The organism is Rhodococcus pseudokoreensis, from assembly GCF_017068395.1.
Lineage (GTDB): Bacteria > Actinomycetota > Actinomycetes > Mycobacteriales > Mycobacteriaceae > Rhodococcus_F > Rhodococcus_F pseudokoreensis.
On record NZ_CP070619.1, the window covers coordinates 5,209,835 to 5,227,335 of the forward strand.

16 protein-coding genes and 2 pseudogenes are annotated in these 17,501 nt (G+C 68.8%); 10 read left to right on the forward strand and 8 right to left on the reverse strand.

The features are described 5' to 3' along the window. Positions 1-3 precede the first annotated feature (3 nt). Genes JWS13_RS28945 through JWS13_RS28955 form a run of 3 tightly spaced genes read left to right on the forward strand, consistent with a single transcriptional unit; the run spans position 4 to position 2,934 of the window. The gene (locus JWS13_RS28945; protein WP_206008845.1) at positions 4-1,227 is read left to right on the forward strand and encodes an acetyl-CoA C-acetyltransferase; all 1,224 of its coding nucleotides are present in this window, start codon (positions 4-6) and stop codon (positions 1,225-1,227) included. Between the two features lie 44 nt (positions 1,228-1,271). Beyond that, positions 1,272-1,724: a MaoC family dehydratase gene (locus JWS13_RS28950; RefSeq protein ID WP_206008846.1), complete on the forward strand. Its 453-nt coding sequence runs from the start codon at positions 1,272-1,274 to the stop codon at positions 1,722-1,724. A 13-nt stretch (positions 1,725-1,737) separates the two neighbouring features. Continuing rightward, positions 1,738-2,934: an acetyl-CoA C-acetyltransferase gene (locus JWS13_RS28955; protein ID WP_160097446.1), complete on the forward strand. Its 1,197-nt coding sequence runs from the start codon at positions 1,738-1,740 to the stop codon at positions 2,932-2,934. Here JWS13_RS28955 and JWS13_RS28960 read toward each other — a convergent pair. Together JWS13_RS28960 and JWS13_RS28965 are read right to left on the reverse strand one after the other, a co-directional pair. Further along, positions 2,931-4,367, reverse strand: coding sequence for an MFS transporter (locus JWS13_RS28960; RefSeq protein ID WP_206008847.1), 1,437 nt, complete (start codon positions 4,365-4,367; stop codon positions 2,931-2,933). The genes JWS13_RS28955 and JWS13_RS28960 overlap by 4 nt on opposite strands. After that, the gene (locus JWS13_RS28965) at positions 4,351-4,779 is read right to left on the reverse strand and encodes a MarR family winged helix-turn-helix transcriptional regulator (RefSeq protein WP_206008848.1); all 429 of its coding nucleotides are present in this window, start codon (positions 4,777-4,779) and stop codon (positions 4,351-4,353) included. Before JWS13_RS28965 ends, JWS13_RS28960 begins: the two co-directional genes overlap by 17 nt. 208 nt (positions 4,780-4,987) lie before the next feature. Here JWS13_RS28965 and JWS13_RS28970 point away from each other — a divergent pair. Continuing rightward, positions 4,988-6,180: pseudogene (locus JWS13_RS28970) on the forward strand (serine/threonine-protein kinase); the annotation flags it as partial. Next, positions 6,164-6,847, forward strand: a pseudogene (locus JWS13_RS28975) (AraC family transcriptional regulator); the annotation flags it as partial. The pseudogenes JWS13_RS28970 and JWS13_RS28975, both read left to right, overlap by 17 nt. 35 nt (positions 6,848-6,882) lie before the next feature. Here JWS13_RS28975 and JWS13_RS28980 read toward each other — a convergent pair. After that, positions 6,883-7,107 (reverse strand): anti-sigma factor family protein, encoded by a 225-nt coding sequence (locus JWS13_RS28980; RefSeq protein WP_206011772.1) that lies wholly within the window; start codon positions 7,105-7,107, stop codon positions 6,883-6,885. A gap of 152 nt (positions 7,108-7,259) precedes the next feature. Between JWS13_RS28980 and JWS13_RS28985 the strand changes: the two genes are divergently transcribed. Next, positions 7,260-7,922 carry a class I SAM-dependent methyltransferase gene (locus JWS13_RS28985; RefSeq protein WP_206008849.1) on the forward strand — a complete coding sequence of 221 codons (663 nt, stop codon included), beginning with the start codon at positions 7,260-7,262 and terminating at the stop codon, positions 7,920-7,922. Between the two features lie 13 nt (positions 7,923-7,935). Here JWS13_RS28985 and JWS13_RS28990 read toward each other — a convergent pair whose 3' ends face one another. Next, the gene (locus JWS13_RS28990; protein ID WP_206008850.1) at positions 7,936-8,571 is read right to left on the reverse strand and encodes a TetR/AcrR family transcriptional regulator; all 636 of its coding nucleotides are present in this window, start codon (positions 8,569-8,571) and stop codon (positions 7,936-7,938) included. 138 nt (positions 8,572-8,709) lie between these two features. On the opposite strand from JWS13_RS28990, the gene JWS13_RS28995 reads away from it, so the two are divergent. From JWS13_RS28995 to mhpA, 4 genes are read left to right on the forward strand one after another with little or no spacing between them, the layout of a single operon-like run. Further along, positions 8,710-9,846 carry a VOC family protein gene (locus JWS13_RS28995; RefSeq protein WP_206008851.1) on the forward strand — a complete coding sequence of 379 codons (1,137 nt, stop codon included), beginning with the start codon at positions 8,710-8,712 and terminating at the stop codon, positions 9,844-9,846. Next, on the forward strand, positions 9,843-10,781 hold the full coding sequence (locus tag JWS13_RS29000) for a fumarylacetoacetate hydrolase family protein (protein ID WP_206008852.1): 939 nt from the start codon (positions 9,843-9,845) through the stop codon (positions 10,779-10,781). Before JWS13_RS28995 ends, JWS13_RS29000 begins: the two co-directional genes overlap by 4 nt. 8 nt (positions 10,782-10,789) lie before the next feature. Then, complete coding sequence (locus JWS13_RS29005; protein WP_206011773.1) at positions 10,790-12,661, forward strand: acyl-CoA synthetase; 1,872 nt, start codon at positions 10,790-10,792, stop codon at positions 12,659-12,661. Then, positions 12,658-14,196, forward strand: a complete 1,539-nt coding sequence (mhpA, locus tag JWS13_RS29010) for a bifunctional 3-(3-hydroxy-phenyl)propionate/3-hydroxycinnamic acid hydroxylase MhpA (protein ID WP_206008853.1) — start codon at positions 12,658-12,660, stop codon at positions 14,194-14,196. The genes JWS13_RS29005 and mhpA overlap by 4 nt, the downstream gene beginning before the upstream one ends. 6 nt (positions 14,197-14,202) lie before the next feature. Here the strand turns inward: mhpA and JWS13_RS29015 are convergent, their stop codons facing one another. The 4 genes from JWS13_RS29015 to dhaL form a co-directional block, all read right to left on the reverse strand. After that, positions 14,203-14,487: a WhiB family transcriptional regulator gene (locus JWS13_RS29015; RefSeq protein ID WP_206008854.1), complete on the reverse strand. Its 285-nt coding sequence runs from the start codon at positions 14,485-14,487 to the stop codon at positions 14,203-14,205. Between the two features lie 58 nt (positions 14,488-14,545). Continuing rightward, positions 14,546-15,907: an FGGY family carbohydrate kinase gene (locus tag JWS13_RS29020; protein ID WP_206008855.1), complete on the reverse strand. Its 1,362-nt coding sequence runs from the start codon at positions 15,905-15,907 to the stop codon at positions 14,546-14,548. Positions 15,908-15,945: 38 nt separating this feature from the next. After that, a complete protein-coding gene (locus tag JWS13_RS29025) occupies positions 15,946-16,728 on the reverse strand; it encodes a class I fructose-bisphosphate aldolase (protein WP_206008856.1) in 783 nt (260 codons plus the stop codon). 71 nt (positions 16,729-16,799) lie between these two features. Further along, on the reverse strand, positions 16,800-17,495 hold the full coding sequence (gene dhaL / locus JWS13_RS29030) for a dihydroxyacetone kinase subunit DhaL (RefSeq protein ID WP_206008857.1): 696 nt from the start codon (positions 17,493-17,495) through the stop codon (positions 16,800-16,802). Between the last annotated feature and the right edge of the window lie 6 nt (positions 17,496-17,501).

Here is a 17,501-nt window from a genome sequence, read left to right on the forward strand (position 1 = left end):
CCCATGTACGACGCAGTGATCTGTGAACCCGTCCGCACCCCCGTCGGGGGATTCGGCGGCATGTACCGCGACGTCCCCGTCACCACCCTCGCGTCGACGGTGCTGAAGGGCCTGATCGAGCGGACGTCGCTGACGTCCGAGGACATCGACGACGTCATCTTCGGTCAGGGCTACGCCAACGGCGAGGCGGCGGCCATCGGCCGGATCGCTGCGCTCGACGCCGGTCTCGACGTCACCGTGCCCGGCATCCAGCTCGACCGCCGATGCGGCTCCGGGCTCCAGGCCGTGATCTACGCGGCCATGCAGGTGCAGACCGGGATGAGCGACCTGGTGATCGCGGGCGGCGCCGAGTCGATGAGCCAGACCGAGTTCTACAGCACCGGGATGCGCTGGGGCGTCAAGGGCGCGTCGGTGGAGTTCCATGATCGACTCGCCAAGCCTCGCACCAACTCCGGCGGTGTGAACTTCCCCGTCGAGGGCGGCATGATCGAAACCGCGGAGAACCTCCGCCGCGAGTACTCGATCACCCGCGAGGAGCAGGACGCGTACGCCGCCGAATCCCACGCCCGTGCGATCCGCGCGCAGGACGGTGGTCTGTTCGACGCCGAGACGATCCCGGTGACGGTGCCCGGCAAGCGCGGCAAGGACCCCGTCGTCCACACCACCGACGAGCACCCGCGCCGCGACGTCACCGTCGAATCGCTGTCGGCGCTGCGGGCCATCCGGTCGCGCGTCGACCCGGAGGCGACCGTCACCGCCGGCAACGCGTGCGGCCAGAACGACGCCGCCGCAGCCGCGATCGTCACCACCCCCGAGAACGCCGAACGTCTCGGACTGCGCCCGTTCGCCCGGCTCGTCAGCTGGGGCGTCGCCGGCGTCGAGCCGAACCGGATGGGCATCGGCCCGGTCCCGGCCGTCGACAAGGCGCTCACCCGGGCGAAGCTCACGCTGAATCACATCGATCTCCTCGAGATCAACGAGGCGTTCGCGGCGCAGGTGCTGGCGTGTGCGCGGGAGTGGAAGTTCGACGAGTCCGACATGCGAGACCGGTTCAACGTCAACGGATCCGGTATCTCGCTCGGTCACCCCGTCGGCGCCACCGGTGGCCGCATCCTGGCCAACCTGGTTCGCGAACTCGACCGTCGCCAGGCCCGCTACGGCATCGAGACGATGTGTATCGGCGGCGGCCAGGGTATCGCAGCCGTATTCGAGAACGTGAACATCTGACCGTCCCCACCCTGCCCGGTACCGGGCCGACCCGAAGAGAGCTCATGCGCGTATTTCAGAACATCGACGACGTCGAAGCCGCAGTCGGTGAACATCTCGGCCACAGTGACTGGTTCGAGATCACGCAGGACCGCGTGAACGTGTTCGCCGACGCCACCGGCGATCACCAGTGGATCCACGTCGACCCCGAGCGGGCCGCCGAGGGCCCGTTCGGCGCCCCCATCGCCCACGGCTATCTCACGCTGTCGTTGCTGCCGAAGCTCGGGGCCGACCTGATGCGGGTCGAGGGCACCAAGTTGACGATCAACTACGGCCTCAACAAGGTTCGCTTCCCGAAGCCCGTGAAGGTGGGAGCGTCGATCCGGGTCGGCGGCGAGATCGCGGCGTTCGAGCACACCAAGCAGGGCGCGCAGGTCGTCGTCAAATACACCATCGAGATCAAGGGCGAGGACAAGCCGGCGTGCGTCGCCGAGACCGTCCGCGTCCTGGTCGCCTGAAACGAGGAACAACATGCGAAGAGCAGCACTGGTCGCCCCCGTCCGCACCGCCGTCGGCCGCTTCGGCGGCGGACTGCGCGACGTACCCGCCGAGAGCCTCGCGGCGGCCGTCATCAAGGAGACCGTCGCACGGTCGGGCATCGACCCCGAACTCATCGAGGACGTCGCGATGGGGCAGTCGTACGCCAACTCCGAGGCCCCGTGCATCGGACGGTGGGCCGCACTCGAAGCGGGACTGCCGATCTCCGTCGCCGGACTGCAGACCGACCGCCGCTGCGGCACCGGACTGCAGGCCCTCGTGACCGCGTCGATGATGGTGCAGACCGGCGCCGCGGACGTCGTCCTCGCCGGCGGTGTCGAGTCGATGAGCAACATCGAGCACTACACCACCGGGGCCCGCTGGGGCACCCGCGCCGGATCGCTGAACCTCTACGACCGCCTGGACCGCGGCCGGGAGCGCTCCCAGCCGGAATGGCGATTCGGGAAGATCAGCGGAATGATCGAGACCGCCGAGAACGTCGCGACACGGTGCGGAATCGGCCGCGAGGAGTCCGACGCGTTCGCCGCCGACAGTCACGCCAAGGCCCACGCCGCGTGGGAGGCAGGCAAGTTCGACGACGAGGTGATCGAAGTGAAGATCACCGACCGCAAGGGCAACGTCTCCGTGGTGGCGCGTGACGAGGGCATCCGCCCCGACACCACCGCCGAATCGCTGGCGCGGCTGCGCAGTGTCGTCAAGGACGGTGTCGTCACCGCGGGCAATGCGAGTCAGCAGAACGACGCGGCGTCGTCGATGCTCGTCGTCGCCGAGGACAAACTCGACGAACTCGGGCTCGAGCCGATGGGTTTCCTCACCGGGTGGGCCGCCGCCGGGTGCGAACCGGCACTGATGGGACTCGGCCCGGTCGCCGCCGCGTCGAAGCTGTTCCGCCGCACCGGTGCGAGTTTCGACGACTTCACGCTGATCGAGCTGAACGAGGCGTTCGCCTGTCAGGTGCTCGGGGTCCTGAAGGAGTGGGGTTTCGAAGACCGGGACCGCCTCAACGTCAACGGGTCCGGCATCTCGCTCGGGCACCCGATCGGCGCCACGGGCGCACGGATGACGACCACCGCGCTGCATGAGCTGAAGCGGCGTGGCGGCGGCAAGGCGCTCGTCACCATGTGCATCGGCGGTGGGCAGGGAATGGCCGCCGTCGTCGAGGGTGTCTAACCCCGGCTGAACCGGGCGTCCGCCGGCTCCGATGCCGGGGCCGGCGGACGCGACATCACGTTGTTGACGAGCAGCGCCGCGAAGACGACCGCGCAGCCGACGGCGCCGACGGCGAGAGCGGTCTTGATCCCACCCTCGGTGGGGTGCAGGTCCGGTGCCAGGTTCGCGGCGAGCACCGCGCCCGCGACCGCGCTGCCGAACGAGCCGCCGACGGTGCGCAGCACCTGGTTGAAGCTCACGGCACTGCCGAGTTCGGTGTCCGCGACACTGCGGGCGATCAGGGCAGGCATCGCCGCGTACGTCATACCCATTCCCAACCCGAACCCGAACATGCCGGTCAGGATTTCCCACAGTTCGTCGTGGGCGAACCAGAGGAGCACGCTCGAGGCCGTCACGAGGCCCGCGCCGGAGAGCAGCAGCGTCCGCATACGCACCCGCTGCGAGAGCACGCGCACGAGTCGGTTCGCGCTGAAACTCGCCACCGACAGCGGAAGCATCACGAATCCGGCCCAGAACAGCGGCAGCGCGATGCCGTATCCGGTGGAGGCGGGCGCCTGGGCGATGAGACTGCCGATCGAGAGTCCGATGTACATCGTGGCGCCGAGACCGATCGCGGTGCTGTTCGCGACCAGCACGTCGCCGTTGCGCAGCACCCGCAGGTTGATCAGCGGATTCGCGGTGCGCAGTTCCACGACGCACCACAGCGTCAGCAGTATCGCCGCCGCGGCGAAGAATCCGACGGTCCACGGCGAGGTCCATCCCCACCGCGAGCCCTCGCTGACGCCGACGAGCAGTGCCGCGAGACCCGTTCCCACCAGCAGCGCGCCGGGGACGTCGAGAGTGCAGCGAGGTGCCCGCTCGTCCGGTCCCGCGGGAATCACCCGCCAGACGACGACGATGGTGGTGATCAGGAACAGGGCCGCGAACCAGAAGGCGAAGCGGAACCCGAGAAGGTCGGCGAGGATGCCGGTCAGGGGGTAACCGAGCCCGAGGCCGGTGGTCACGGTCACCGACAGGCTCGAGATGCCGACGCGCGCCTGACTGTCGGGGAGATAGCGGCGGGCGAGCGCGATCGTCACCGGAACGATCCCGTACGTGAGTCCCTGCAGTGCGCGTCCGATCAGGAACACGGTGAAGTTGGGAGCGGACGCGGCGATGATCGAACCGATGAGGATCGTCGCCAGGGAGCACAGGAGCAGGCGCTTCTTGTGGGGTCCGTCGCTCAGCCGGCCCATGATCGGCGTGGCGATCGCCCCGACCAGGAGGTTGACGGTGAGCATCCACTGGCCCGTGCTCACCTCGACGTGCATGTCCTGCGAGATCGTGGGCACCAGCAGCATGCCGAGCGAACTGACGACCGCGGTGGTCAGGGCGGCATAGGCGAGGGCGGGCAGCAACCGGGGACGGGTCACGGATTCAGTCGACGGGTGCATCGTCCACCAACTTGCGCAAAATCGGGACGACGGAGTCGAGTGTTCGCTTCTCGTCGGCCGTCAGTCGCTCCGCGATGGCGTGGTTCAGCCAGTCCAGACCTTCCGACCGCTCCCGGGCCAGTCGCTCCCGCCCCGCATCGGTGAGTTCGATCCAGATGCGGCGCCGGTCTTGCTCGTCGGGGGTGCGCGCCACCAGGCCGAGGCCTTCGAGCTCGCGCACGGCCGTCGCGATCGCCTGGGGCGTGATCTTTTCGGCCGACGCGAGGGTCGAGGCCGACGTTCGTCCGTGCTTCGACAGGTACGCGAGCACACCTGTCTTTCCCACCGAGATCGTCCTGCCCGACGTGAGCTGTCGCCAGATCGGGCGCAGGGCTTCGCGAAGGACCTGCGCGGTGGCCTGTTCGGTGATCATGAGCGAAGCGTACAACCAAATTGATCAATCTAGTTGTCTAAATGGGGAGGCTCACATCGGCCACCGCAGGATCGCTCGCAGCGGACAGCGTCAGCGATATCCTTGAGAGCACGCCATCGAGAGGTGAGTCCACGGTTGTATCCGCGCTGGTCATGCCGTCGGAACCAGCGCACGGCAGTACGAGCCGACGGAGTGAGTAGACCGTCCGATGGGTGAAGGTGACCCGGTCGATACGCAGCGGTACCCGCCCTCCCCGGCCGCGGAGCTGGCAGGCACCGGCTTCGACGACGCCAGGGAGATCGGGCGCGGCGGTTTCGGCGTCGTCTACCGCTGCACGCAGGCGGACCTGGATCGCACGGTAGCGGTGAAGGTGCTCACCGTCGATCTCGACGAGGAGAACAAGGCCCGGTTCTTCCGGGAGCAGCGGGCGATGGGCCGGATGACCGGTCACCCCAACATCGTGAACATCCTGCAGGTCGGCGCGACCGCGAGCGGTCTTCCCTACATCGTGATGCCGTATCACCCGCAGGATTCTCTCGACGCGCTCATCCGCCACAGCGGGCCGTTGCGCTGACCGAGGCCCTGCGGCTGGGGGTGAAGATGGCCGGCGCCGTGGAGACGGCGCACCGGCTCGGGATCCTGCACCGCGATATCAAACCCGCGAACATCCTGCTCTCCGATTACGGTGAACCGGAGCTGACGGACTTCGGCATCGCGCACATCAGCGGCGGCTTCGAGACCGCCACCGGCGTCGTCACCGGATCCCCGGCCTACACCGCACCGGAGGTCCTCGCCGGTGACCCGCCGAGCCCGGCCGCCGACGTCTACGGGCTCGGGGCCACATTGTTCAGTGCCCTCACCGGTCATGCCGCGTTCGAGCGTCGCAGCGGGGAACAGGTGGTCGCGCAGTTCCTGCGGATCACCACCCAACCGGTGCCCGATCTGCGGGAGCGCGGAATCCCGGACGACGTGTCCGACGTGATCGCCCGGGCGATGTCCCGCGAGCCCGATCAGCGACCGAAGACCGTTGCCGACTTCGGCGAGGAACTGCGGGCACTGCAACGTAGCCACGACCTCCCCGTCGACGACATGGCTCTGCGCACCGAACCCGATGCGCAGGGCAACGGCGAGCAACCGTCCTCGCATCCTGGACGGTCTTTGCACGGCCCGTCCACGCTGGGCGCGACGGGAAGTCTCCCGCTGGAGCTGACCAGTTTCGTGGGCCGCAGGCACGAGCTCACCGAGGCGAAGAACCTGCTCGCCGGGTCGCGGCTGGTGACGCTGACCGGGATCGGCGGGGTCGGCAAGACGCGGCTGGCGATGCGGGTCGCGGCGGCGGTGCAACACGAGTACGGCGACGGTGCGCGGCTGGTCGAGCTGGGCGAACTGGCACGAGCATCGCCGTGCTCGGTTCCTGTACGGCGCCACCGGAACGATGATCGTCGACACGGCAGAGGGCACGTGGACGGTTCCCACCGCTCATGGGGTGATGATCCCGCCCGCCACTCGGCATCGGGTGCGGATGCTCGCCGCGACCACGAGCAGCCTGTACATCGAGCCGGTCGCGGTGCCGTGGTGGCCCCCGTCGTGCGTTGTCGTCGAGGTGTCGTCGTTGCTCCGCGAATTGCTGCTCGTCGCTGCGGATCTGCCCGCCGCGTACGACCCGGGTGGACGCGACGGCGCCATCGCGGCGCTGCTGCTGTTCGAGCTTTCGACCCTCGGGTCGCTGCCGCTGCATCTCACGCTGCCGGCGTCGCCCGATCTGGTCGCGCTGTGCGCGGACTACCTCGGCACACCGGAGACACGTGTGACGAACGCCGAATGGGCGGGGCGGGTGTCGATGAGCGAACGTGCCTTCACGAGAAAATTCGTCCGCGAGACAGGTATCAGTCCGGCAGCGTGGCGGCTGCGGGCCCGTTTGCTGGCGGCCATCCCGATGTTGCGCTCGCAACCGGTGACCCGGGTCGCGGCGACTCCCGGCTACGCGTCGCCGTACGCGTTCAGCCACGAGTTCGGGATGTCACCCTCCGCCGTGGGCCGCCGCGAGGCCATATCCCGGAATCGGTGAATCGCTCTGTCACGAAACGGTTTCCCGTGATTGTCTCAGCATCGCCGCCGGAAGTCGGTGAGGATGCGGTCCCGCAGGGCCGGGTCCAGTTCCTCGATCGACAGTTCTCCGAGGGTGCGCACCGTCTGTTTCATCTGGTCGACGTAGCAGGCGCAGCCGCCGCATGCGCCCACGTGCGTCTCGAACCTGGCCTTGGTCTGCGCGGCGAACGCATCCTCGAGGTAGACGGTGACGAGTTCGACGAGTTCCTCACAGTCCATCGTGGGTATCGATTTCTTCAAAAGAGAGCGCCTCCTGAGTTCCGCAGACCCAGCGTCTGCCGCTATTGCAACAGTGTCTGGAACTGCCCGGATCGTTACACCGGACGGATGGACCGGCATGCAGATGCGTGCGCGGGCGTACGGTCGAAGTCATGACCGAGGACAACCAGGTTGCGCCGTGGGACGACATCTATCGAGGCAATGCGGAGATATTTCCGGGGCCGGTGCCGTGGAACATCGGTGAGCCGCAGCCCGAGATCGCCGCGCTGATCGCGGAAGGCAAATTCCGCAGCGACGTGCTGGATGCGGGGTGCGGACACGCCGAAACATCCCTGCAGCTGGCGGCGCAGGGGTACACGGTGGTCGGTCTGGACTTGTCGCCGACGGCCATCGCGGCAGCTCAGGCGGCAGCGGCCGATCGTGGCCTGACGACGGCCACGTACGAGGTGGCGGACATCAGCTCGTTCACGGGTTTCGACGGCCGATTCGCCACGATCGTCGACAGCACCCTCTTTCATTCGCTGCCCGTGGACCGGCGGCGCGACTACCTGCAGGCCGTCGCCCGGGCGGCCGCGCCCGGCGCGTCCTACTACATCCTGGTGTTCGCGAAGGGCGCCTTCCCCGAGGGCCAGGGCCCGAACCCGGTGACCGACGACGAGCTACGGGAGGCCGTCGCCGAATACTGGACCATCGACGACCTTCGCCCGGCGTTCATTCACGCGCTGTTCGGGCCGGAGGAGGCTGCGAACTGGCAGCGCGACGACAAGGGCCGGGCCATGCTGCCTGCGTGGCTGCTGTCGGCGCACCGCGACTGAGTCGCGACCGCGCCTAGTCGAGTTCGGGAAGCGGCCGGGTGCAGACGTCGTGTGCGTCGGCGGCCGAGAGACCGAACGTGCGAAGGATGTCCTCGGTGATCCGGTCGGTCGCTTCGGCGGCGTCGCGATTCGGTTGATCGTGCAAGAGCTGGCCCAGGCCGACGATGGCGCCGGCGGCGAGGACGAGCGCCAACTCGGGATCGCGAACGGTGAAACGGCCTGCTGCGACTGCTGTTTCGATGTCCCGTTGGGCTCGGGGCGCCAGGCCGCGATCGGCGGTGATCAGCGCGGGCCCGTTGTTGAGGAGGACTAGGCTCAGCTCCGGTTCGTTCCGGAACAACCTGCCGGTCAACCGGAAGCTCTGCGCGAAGATCTCGGCGGGGTCGTCGAGATCCCCGGTCAGCCTGTCGAGCATATTGCCGTGCGATTCCAGCGCGTCGTCGACCGCCGCGCGGAAGAGGTCGTCCTTGCTCTCGAAGTGGTTGTAGAACGAGCCCATCCCCACGTCCGCCGCCTGGGTGATCTCCAGGACCGGCGCATTGAGCTTCCCGTCGGCGATGAACGTCTGTGCCGCCCGGACCAACGCCGCGCGAGTCTGCGCCTTCCTGCGCTCGAGCCGGCTCTCCGCCGCACGCTCTTGCGTGGCCATCTCCTCGGGCACCACCTCTCAGCCGTCGATCGGCGCAGCCAACGTAGCACACACCCTCAGTGGTGACGATTTCATCAAGACTCTTGACTGACTTATCCCTCATGAGTGACGATATCGTCAATTAGTGAGGAGCGGCACATGACGAGTCATCACACCGACGCCCACCGCAATCTGCACAGCGAGCACGGAGCGCTGCGCGGTGAACACCCCGGCCGGGCGCCGAATCCGGTCGTGAAGGTGCAGGATCTGGCGTGGCTGGAGTTCCGGAAGCCGGATCTCGACCGAGCGGAGATCTTCGCGCACGCCTTTGGTTTCACGACCGCGCTGCGCACCGCCGACCAGCTGCAGTTGCGGGGAACCGACGCCGGGGCGCCGTGCGTGATCATCCGTCGGGGACCGCGATCGGCGTTCGCCGGTGCGGCGTTTCTCGCGGCGGACGCCACCGACGTCCTGCGGCTGGCGGAGGCGACCGGCCGTACTGTCGAGCGGTTGCCGGAGAGCCTCGGCGGCGTCGCGGTCGATCTCACCGATCCGAGCGGCGCCTCGGTGCAAGTGGTCGCAGACGTGCATCAGCTCCCCGCGCTTCCCACCCAGTCGCCCCGCACCTACAACTTCGGGCACGACCGGGTCCGGGAGAACGCCACCCAGCGACCACCGCGGGAACCGGCCCGCGTGCAGCGACTCGGACACGTGGTCCTGCAGAGCACCCGCTACCTGGAGAACCTCAACTGGTACCTGAAGAACCTGGGTCTGATCGTCAGCGACTTCCTGTACTACCCGGACCAGCGCGAGCGCGGCCCGGTGATGAGCTTCATCCGCTGCGATCGCGGCGACACCCCGAGCGACCACCACACCGTGGCGATGACCCTCGGTCCGAGCAACCGGTACGTGCATTCGGCGTATCAGGTCTGCGACCTCGACACCCTCGCGGCGGGCGGTGAATACCTGCTCGACCGGGGATACCGCCGCTCGTGGGGAATTGGACGTCACATCCAGGGCAGCCAGATCTTCGACTACTGGCGCGACCCGGACGGATTCCTGGTGGAGCACTTCAGCGACGGCGACTTGTTCGACTGCTCTCTCGAACCCGGGTGGGCACCGATGAGCGCGTCCGGGCTGGCTCAATGGGGGCCGCCGGCGACCAAGGACTTTCTCGGCGTCTCACCCGACCGGGCGTCGCTGCGGGAACTGCGCGCCATGATCACCTCGCTCCGCGAGGACAACGAGTTCGATTTCCAACGCCTTCGCGGCCTGCTGAAAGTGGCTTCCTCATGAGTATTTCCGTCCTCCGTACCTCCGCCGGCTGGTGGGTGCAGACCCCTTCGGGTGCGGTCGAGATCGACACGGCTGCCACCACCACGGCGCAACTGCTGGCCGACCGGGCTGCGATCGAGACCGCTGCGGCCGCCGGCGGGACGGTCCCGGTCGAAACCCTCGACCTCATCTCTCCCGTCACCGTACCGTGCCGGGTGGTGGCGCAGATGACCAATTTCGTCTCGCACGTAAAGGACTCGGGCATGAACCCCGACACCGTGCCGCTGACCTTCTTCCGCAAATCATCCGGGTCGATCAGTGGTCCCTACGACGACGTGATCAAACCCGGCCACGTCCGGTTCCTCGACTATGAGGTGGAGATCGGGCTGGTCTTCGGCCGGTCCGTGCCGGTGGGTACCGCGATCGACGAGGACAATGTCGCCGACGTCGTCGCCGGTCTGGTCGTCACCAACGACGTCTCGGCCCGCGACATCCAGTTGCCGAAAACTCAGTTCTACGAGGCGAAGTCGTACCCGACCTTCACCCCGGTCGGCCCGGCGCTGGTGCTGCTGGAGGCGGGGGAGTTCAAGCGCTTCGAGGATCTCCGGCTGACGCTGCGGGTGAACGGAGTTGTCCGGCAGGACATGACGGTGTCGGACATGATCTACCGTCCCGTCGAGGCGTTGCGGGCGCTCACGAGGTTCCAGCGTCTGGACGCCGGGGACCTGCTGCTCACCGGCACCCCGGGCGGCACCGCGCTGAAGGCTCCCGCCAAGCCGATCCAAATCCTCGGCTCACTCCTGCCCCCGGCGGTGAAGTGGAAGAATTTCTTCGCGTCCCAATCGAAGAATCCGAAGTACCTGCAGGACGGCGACGTCGTCGAACTGTCGATCGCCACCGACGACGGAGCCCTGGATCTGGGCATCCAACGCACGGTCGTGAGGTACGCCCGGTGAGCAACCGCATGCTGTGGCCGGCCTACGACCACCCGAGCGACCTCGCGGCGATTGAGACGGTTCCGCTCGAGGACCGGGGACTGCCCACCTCCACGTACGATCTGCTGGTTCGGGCGGCGGGCCTGTGGCCCGAGCGCACCGCGCTGACCGTCCTCCCCGACGGAGCGCGCTGGCGGGAACCCGTGAGCCGGACGTACGCGCAGGTCCTCGCGGAAGTGCACCGCGCCGCCAACGCTCTTCATGAAGCCGGTGTCGGGCGAGGCGACGCCGTGGCGCTGATGTCCCCGAACTGCGACGAACTGATCACCGCGACCCTGGCGGCGCAGGTCGCGGGGATCGCCGCGCCGATCAACGCGGGCCTGTCCACCGGGCAGATCGCCGAGTTGCTGCGCCGATCGGGAGCGCGCGTGATGGTCACCGCCGGACCGGACCTCGATGCCCGGATCTGGTCGACCGCAAGAGCTCTCGCCGCTGCCGGTGCGATCGACACCCTCCTGTTGCTCCGCCCGACCGGCACCCGTGTGTCTTCGGACCCACCGGTCATCGACGGGGTCCGGGTCTCCTACCTCGACGCGGCGGGCGGGGACGCGACCGGTTTCGCCGGCGTCGCCCCGACGGGGCACGACCTGGCGGCACTGTTCCACACCGGCGGCACCACGGGCGCCCCGAAGCTGGCCGCTCACACGCACACGAACGAGGTGACGGACGCGTGGATGATCGCGGCCAACTCGGTGCTCGACGACGATTCCCGCGTCTTCGCCGCCCTGCCGCTGTTCCACGTCAACGCCCTGATCGTCACGGTGCTCGCGCCGATGCTGCGGGGACAGTCCGTGATCTGGGCCGGGCCGGCAGGGTACCGGGACGCCGAACTCTACGGGGAATTCTGGAAGATCGTCGAGCACTACAGCCTCGCGGCGATGAGCGCGGTGCCCACCGTGTACTCGGTGCTCGCGCAGTGCCCCGTCGACGCGGACATCTCGAGTCTGCGCGTGTGCATGGTGGGGGCGTCGATGCTGCCCCCGGCGGTGCGTGACGGCTTCGAGTCCCACACCGGCGTCCGGCTGCTGGAGGGGTACGGCCTGACCGAGGCAACCTGCGCCAGCGCCCGCAGTTTTTCCACGGCGCCCCGCCCGGGGTCGGTGGGGCAACGGATGCCGTACCAGCAGATCAAGACCGTGCGGGTCGCACCGGACGGCCGATGGGTCGACCTGCCCGACGGTGAGGTCGGGACGATCGCGATCAGCGGTCCCACCGTCTTCGCCGGCTACGTCGTCGGCCGGGACGCGGACGGGTTCGTGCTCGACGGCAAGGGTGCGCTCGTCGACGGCTGGCTCGACACCGGCGATCTCGGCCGCGTCGACCCCGACGGCTTCGTGCACCTGACGGGGCGCGCGAAGGATCTGATCATCCGCGGTGGCCACAACATCGACCCGGCAGTGATCGAGGACGCACTGCTCGCACACCCTGCCGTGACCGGCGCGGCCGCCGTCGCGAGCCCCGACATCCACTCCGGGGAGGTGCCGGTCGCCTACGTGACGGTGACGGCGAGCGCCGAAGTGACCGAGCAGCAACTGCTTTCCTGGGCCGCCGAACACGTCGTCGAGTCGGCCGCCACCCCGAAGTCGGTGACCGTGATCGATGCCCTGCCGGTCACCGACGTCGGCAAACCGTACAAGCTCGCCCTCCGCGCCGACGCGGCCCGTCGTGTGGCCGAGGACGCTGTCGTCGGCGTGGCCGGCGTGGAGAAGAGCGTTCACGCCGTCGTCGAGGGCGGCACCGTCGTCGTCCTCGTCACGGCACGTGCCGGCGGCGACACGACCGGGGTGAAGGCGGCGCTCGACCGGTTACCGGTGACCTGGCGGCTCGGGACGACGTCGTGATCGCCCCGCACTATCCGGTCGTCATCGTCGGCGCCGGGCCCACCGGACTGACGGCCGCGATACTGCTGGCCCGGTACGGCGTCGAGTGCCTGGTGCTGGATCGGTGGGACGGTGTCTACCCGCAACCGAGGGCCGTCCACCTCGACGACGAGGTGTACCGCATCCTCGCCCGGCTCGGGCTGGCCGAAGAGTTCGCGGAGATCTCGCGTCCGGCCCGCGGTCTGCGGTTGGTCGACCGGGACATGACGATCCTGGCCGAGTTCCGCCGCGACAACGCTCGAAATCCGCACGGCTTCCCGCAGGCGAACATGTTCGATCAGCCCGAACTCGAGACACTTCTCCGCGCGGGGCTCACGCGCCACGACGGTGTCAGCATGTGCGGCAACAGTGTGGTCACGCGCGTCGAGCACGGCCGCGACCACGTGCGGGTCGACTTCACCGACCGGGTCAGCGGCGAACAGCGGACGGTCCGCGCCGACTACGTACTGGGGTGCGACGGCGCCAACAGCACCGTGCGAACCTCGATCGGGTCGGCCATGGAGGATCTGGGATTCGAGCAACGTTGGCTCGTCGTCGACATCGCCACCGACGCGGACCTCGCGCAGTGGGAGGGCGTGCACCAGGTGTGCGACCCGGTGCGGGCGGCGACCTACATGCGGATCGGTGACACCCGCTACCGGTGGGAGTTTCGGCTGCGTCCCGGCGAATGCGCGGCGACCTACGCCGACCTCGACACCCTGCGGCCGCTGATCGCGCCCTGGACGGCGAATGTCGCCGACACCGACCTCGAGCTGATCAGAGTGGCGGACTACACCTTCCGCGCGCAGCTCGCCGACCGGTGGCGCGACCGGCGAGTATTCCTGCTGGGCGACGCGGCGCATCTGACGCCACCGTTCATCGGCCAGGGCATGGGCGCCGGACTGCGGGATGCGAGCAACGTGACCTGGAAACTGGCCGGCGTCCTGGGCGGAACCCTGCCCGAATCCTGTCTGGACACGTATCAGCGCGAACGAAAGTCGCACGCGAAGTCCATGATCCGGCTCGCGGTCGGCGTCGGACGGGCGATGACCGAGGGAGGCGAATTCGGCAACGTTCTGCGCAGGCGGGTAGCCCCGATGGCACGGTGGATTCCCGGTCTGAACGCCAAGGTCACCGACAGCGTGACGCCGCCACTGCGGCCCTCCGGCTTCGTCGAGCCCGGGCTGCGCCGGGGACTGGCCGGCACGCTGTGCCCCAACCCGGTCCTCGACGTCGACGGTAGGCGACTCGACGCGCAGGCACCCGGACTGTTTCTCGTGGTGACGTCGACTCCGCCCACCCCCGGTCAGCGGTACGAGATCGAACGACGCGGAGCCGTCGTCGTGACGGCCGCACCCGAGTCCGAACTCGGCCGGTGGCTTGCCCGCGGGCACGCCGTCGCGGCGATCGTGCGTCCCGACCGGACAGTCATGCGCGCCGGGCGATCACTCTCAGCGGTGTTCACCACTCTCCCGACGTTTCTCCTGACGAACGAAAGCGCCTGTAACACAAAGTAGATTCGGTCAGGAGGGTCCGCCGGCCCGCTCGGCCTCGGACAGTCCGCCCCAGATTCCGTACGGTTCGACAACGGTGAGAGCGTGCGTGCGGCAGTTGTCCAGGACCGGGCACTGCCGGCAGATGTACTTCGCGACTCGGATTCGTCGTTCACGCGCCGGTCCCCGCTCCCGGTCGGGGTGGAAGAAGATCGAGGAGTGCATTCCGCGGCATGCGGCGTTCTTCTGCCAGTCCCACCACTCGGTGACCGTGTCGAACGATCGCACGTCCGGAATCGACAACGACGCGGCCATGTGAATTCCTTTCTCGCTCCATGTGACTGAATCTCGGGGGCCCCCGGTTCGCCGACGCCTACGCGTGTGCGCCGATGTCGTCGAGGTGCGCCGTCATGCCCATCGCGGTGGCGGGATCGGTGTCCCACCCGATGGCGGTCGCCGCGAGCAGTGCCGCCGCGGTCGCGGTGACCTGGGGTTCGGGGATGACGGTCAGGTCGCGGCCGGTGACCGCCTTCTTGGTCTCGACCCATCCGGGGGATCGGGACCAGCCGCCCGCGGCGTAAATGGCCGGCTGCCCGGGTAGGCATGCCGCGACTGCGTCCTGCGCGCGGGCACCGATCCGCGCGAGGGCACCGAGAACCGCGGAGGCACGCGAGAGCGGTGACGTGGGGGCGTCGGGGGTGTAGCGGGGCAGCGCGCCGCCTCGGCTGCCGGGGACGAACACCGGCGCGTGCAGGTAGTCGTCGGGTGGGGTGTCGCCGGAGATCATCTCCTGCAGGCGGGCGCCGACGGCGGCGTCCTGGGACGCCCATTCGACGTTGCGGGCCAGTTCCTCGACGGACAGCACAGTGGTTCCGGCGGAAAGGATTCCGGGTGCGACATCGAGGTCGTCGCTGCGGGGTATGCCCGCCTCGGGGGCCTGGGCGACGACGACCTCGGCGGTGCCCATCGAGTCGAGGACGGCGCCGGGATCCATGGCATGTACTCCCCAGCCGCCGATCGGGTGGTCGTGGCCGCCGGCGACGACGACGGCGTCGGGGTCGATGACACCCGCGGTGACGAGGCGGTCGGAGAGGAATCCGCCGATGACGTCACCGGCCCGGCGCATCGGCGGCAGCAGGGCGGCCGTGCCGATGCCGGCGGCCACCCGGTCCTCGATCCACCGCCGACTGTGACCGTCCCACGCGGCGGTGCGGGCGGCGAGGGTGTCACTGAAGAACGGCGTGCCGGTCCACACACTCGACGGGTAGTCGGTGAGCGCGACCCAGGACCGTGCCTGTGCAGCACCGGGTTGCTCTGTTGCCCAACGCCATCCGACGAGGGTGCGTGCGGCGTCGTCGGCGGTGCAGAGCGCCGCGTCCGGCCGTAGCCGCGGCGCAAGGTCGGCGAACACGTCGGCGCGCCGGGTGTCGAACCAGGCCAGCGCCGGGGTGAGCGGGGTCAGGGCGTCGTCGACGAGCACGCCGTCCTCGCCGACCCCGGCCACGCTCACCGCGTGCACCCGGTACGTGTCCGAGCAGATGTCGAGGATCATCTCCTCGATCGCGAACAGCAGATGCTGTGCGTCGACGGACAGGTCGACCGCACCCCGGGGAGTGGTGCGCCGCCGCCTGGCGACGACCGCCCCCTGAGGTGTGAGCGCCACGACCTTCGTGTTCGTGCTCCCGATATCGACTCCGCACACCACCGGTGAGCGCCCGCTGCGGTCTCGTGTCATCTGTCCTGTCCTCGTCGTCGTGCCGTCGGAGTACCCGCTCAGGCGGGGAAACTCACCTTCCGGGTCAGGGTGCCGATCTCCTTCAGCACGCGCTCGCCTTCGCTGCGTTCGCGCTGCCAGATGTTGCGGCCGACGATGATGCCGCGGGCGCCGGCGCGCAGGGTCTGCCCGATCGCGTCGACGGTCTCGGTGACGTCGCCGGCCAGCGGTCCGCCGGCGATGACGAGGGGGACGCCGAGTTCTTCGACGAGGCGGGCGGTGCGTTCCTCGCCGGGGAAGGCGATCTTGATGATGTGGGCGCCGAGGTCGTAGGCGATGCGGGCGACCTTCTCCTCTTCGACGGCGACGTCGTCGGTGCGGGGTGCGCCCATGATGACCGGTTCGAGGACGAGGGGGATGTCCCAGGCGTCGCAGGCGGTGACGACCTTGCCGACGCGGGCGCACATGGCGGCGCGTTCGCTGCGGGAGATGTTCCACGGGAACAGCATCTTCACGGCGTCGACGCCCATCCGGACGGCTTCGTCGACGGTGGTGATCAGTTCGTGGGAGCCGCCGCCGTCGAGGGTGCTGACGTCGTAGTAGGTGTCGATGGTCAGCACGCGGCTCAGGTGCGGGTGCTCGGCGAAGAACTTTTCGGTCTGCTTGACCTGGCCGGGGGTCATCATGAAGCCGGTGACGTCGGTGTCGGCCCAGGCGGCGAACGGTGCCGAGGGGGTTTCGAGGCCCTTGATGCGGTCGAAGATCAGTCCGTGATCGACGGGCATGATGATCGCCGCCCGGTCGTTCGGCAGTGTGCGGCGCATCCGGTATTCCATGCTCATTGTCAGTTCACTTTCCTTTGTGGGTTCGAGTGGTGTGCAGGTACGACAGTGGTTTTCAGGTACGACAGCGGTTAGTGCGTCCAGGCGGTGTCGACGGGTCCGTCGTGCCCGGCCACCGCGGCCGCGGCGCACTGGATCATGAGGGCGACGGCGGCAGCGCCGGGATCGAGCACGCCGCGGGCGACCTCTCCGACGTAGGACGCGCGGCCGCGGCGGGCCACGATGTCTCGGGTGGTCAGGGCACCCGCTCGCGCGGCCTCGGCCGAGGCGTTCAGGGCGCGGACCGGGTCCACGCCGGCGGCCGCCTGTTCGCTCAGCTTCTGCGCGGCGGGAACCAGGGCGTCGACCATGGTTTTGTGCCCGACCTGCGGCTTCCCGTACCGCTGCACGGTCGCCACCGCCGCGGTGAGTCCGTCGGCGAGTTCGGTCAGGGTCGGGGAGTCCCCGGCGGCGCATCGGGCGATGTCCCGGAAGAACATTCCGAACAGTGGGCCGCTGGTGCCGCCGGTGCCCAGGAACCCGCGCGAGACGGCGGTGAGCCAGGCGGTGAACGTCTGCGGCGACGTCGCGGCGATCTCGTCCTGGACCCGGGTGAATGCGGAGGTGAGGTTGGTGCCGAAATCGCCGTCGCCGGCCTGGCGGTCGAGTTCACCGAGGGAGGTGGCAGCGCCGCCACCGGCCGAGGTGCCCAGCACCGTGGTCAGCATCGCGGCCACCCAGCGGGGCGCGAAAGTCGTCGGCAGTGCCGTCGTTGTCGTCGAGGTCATGTGTTG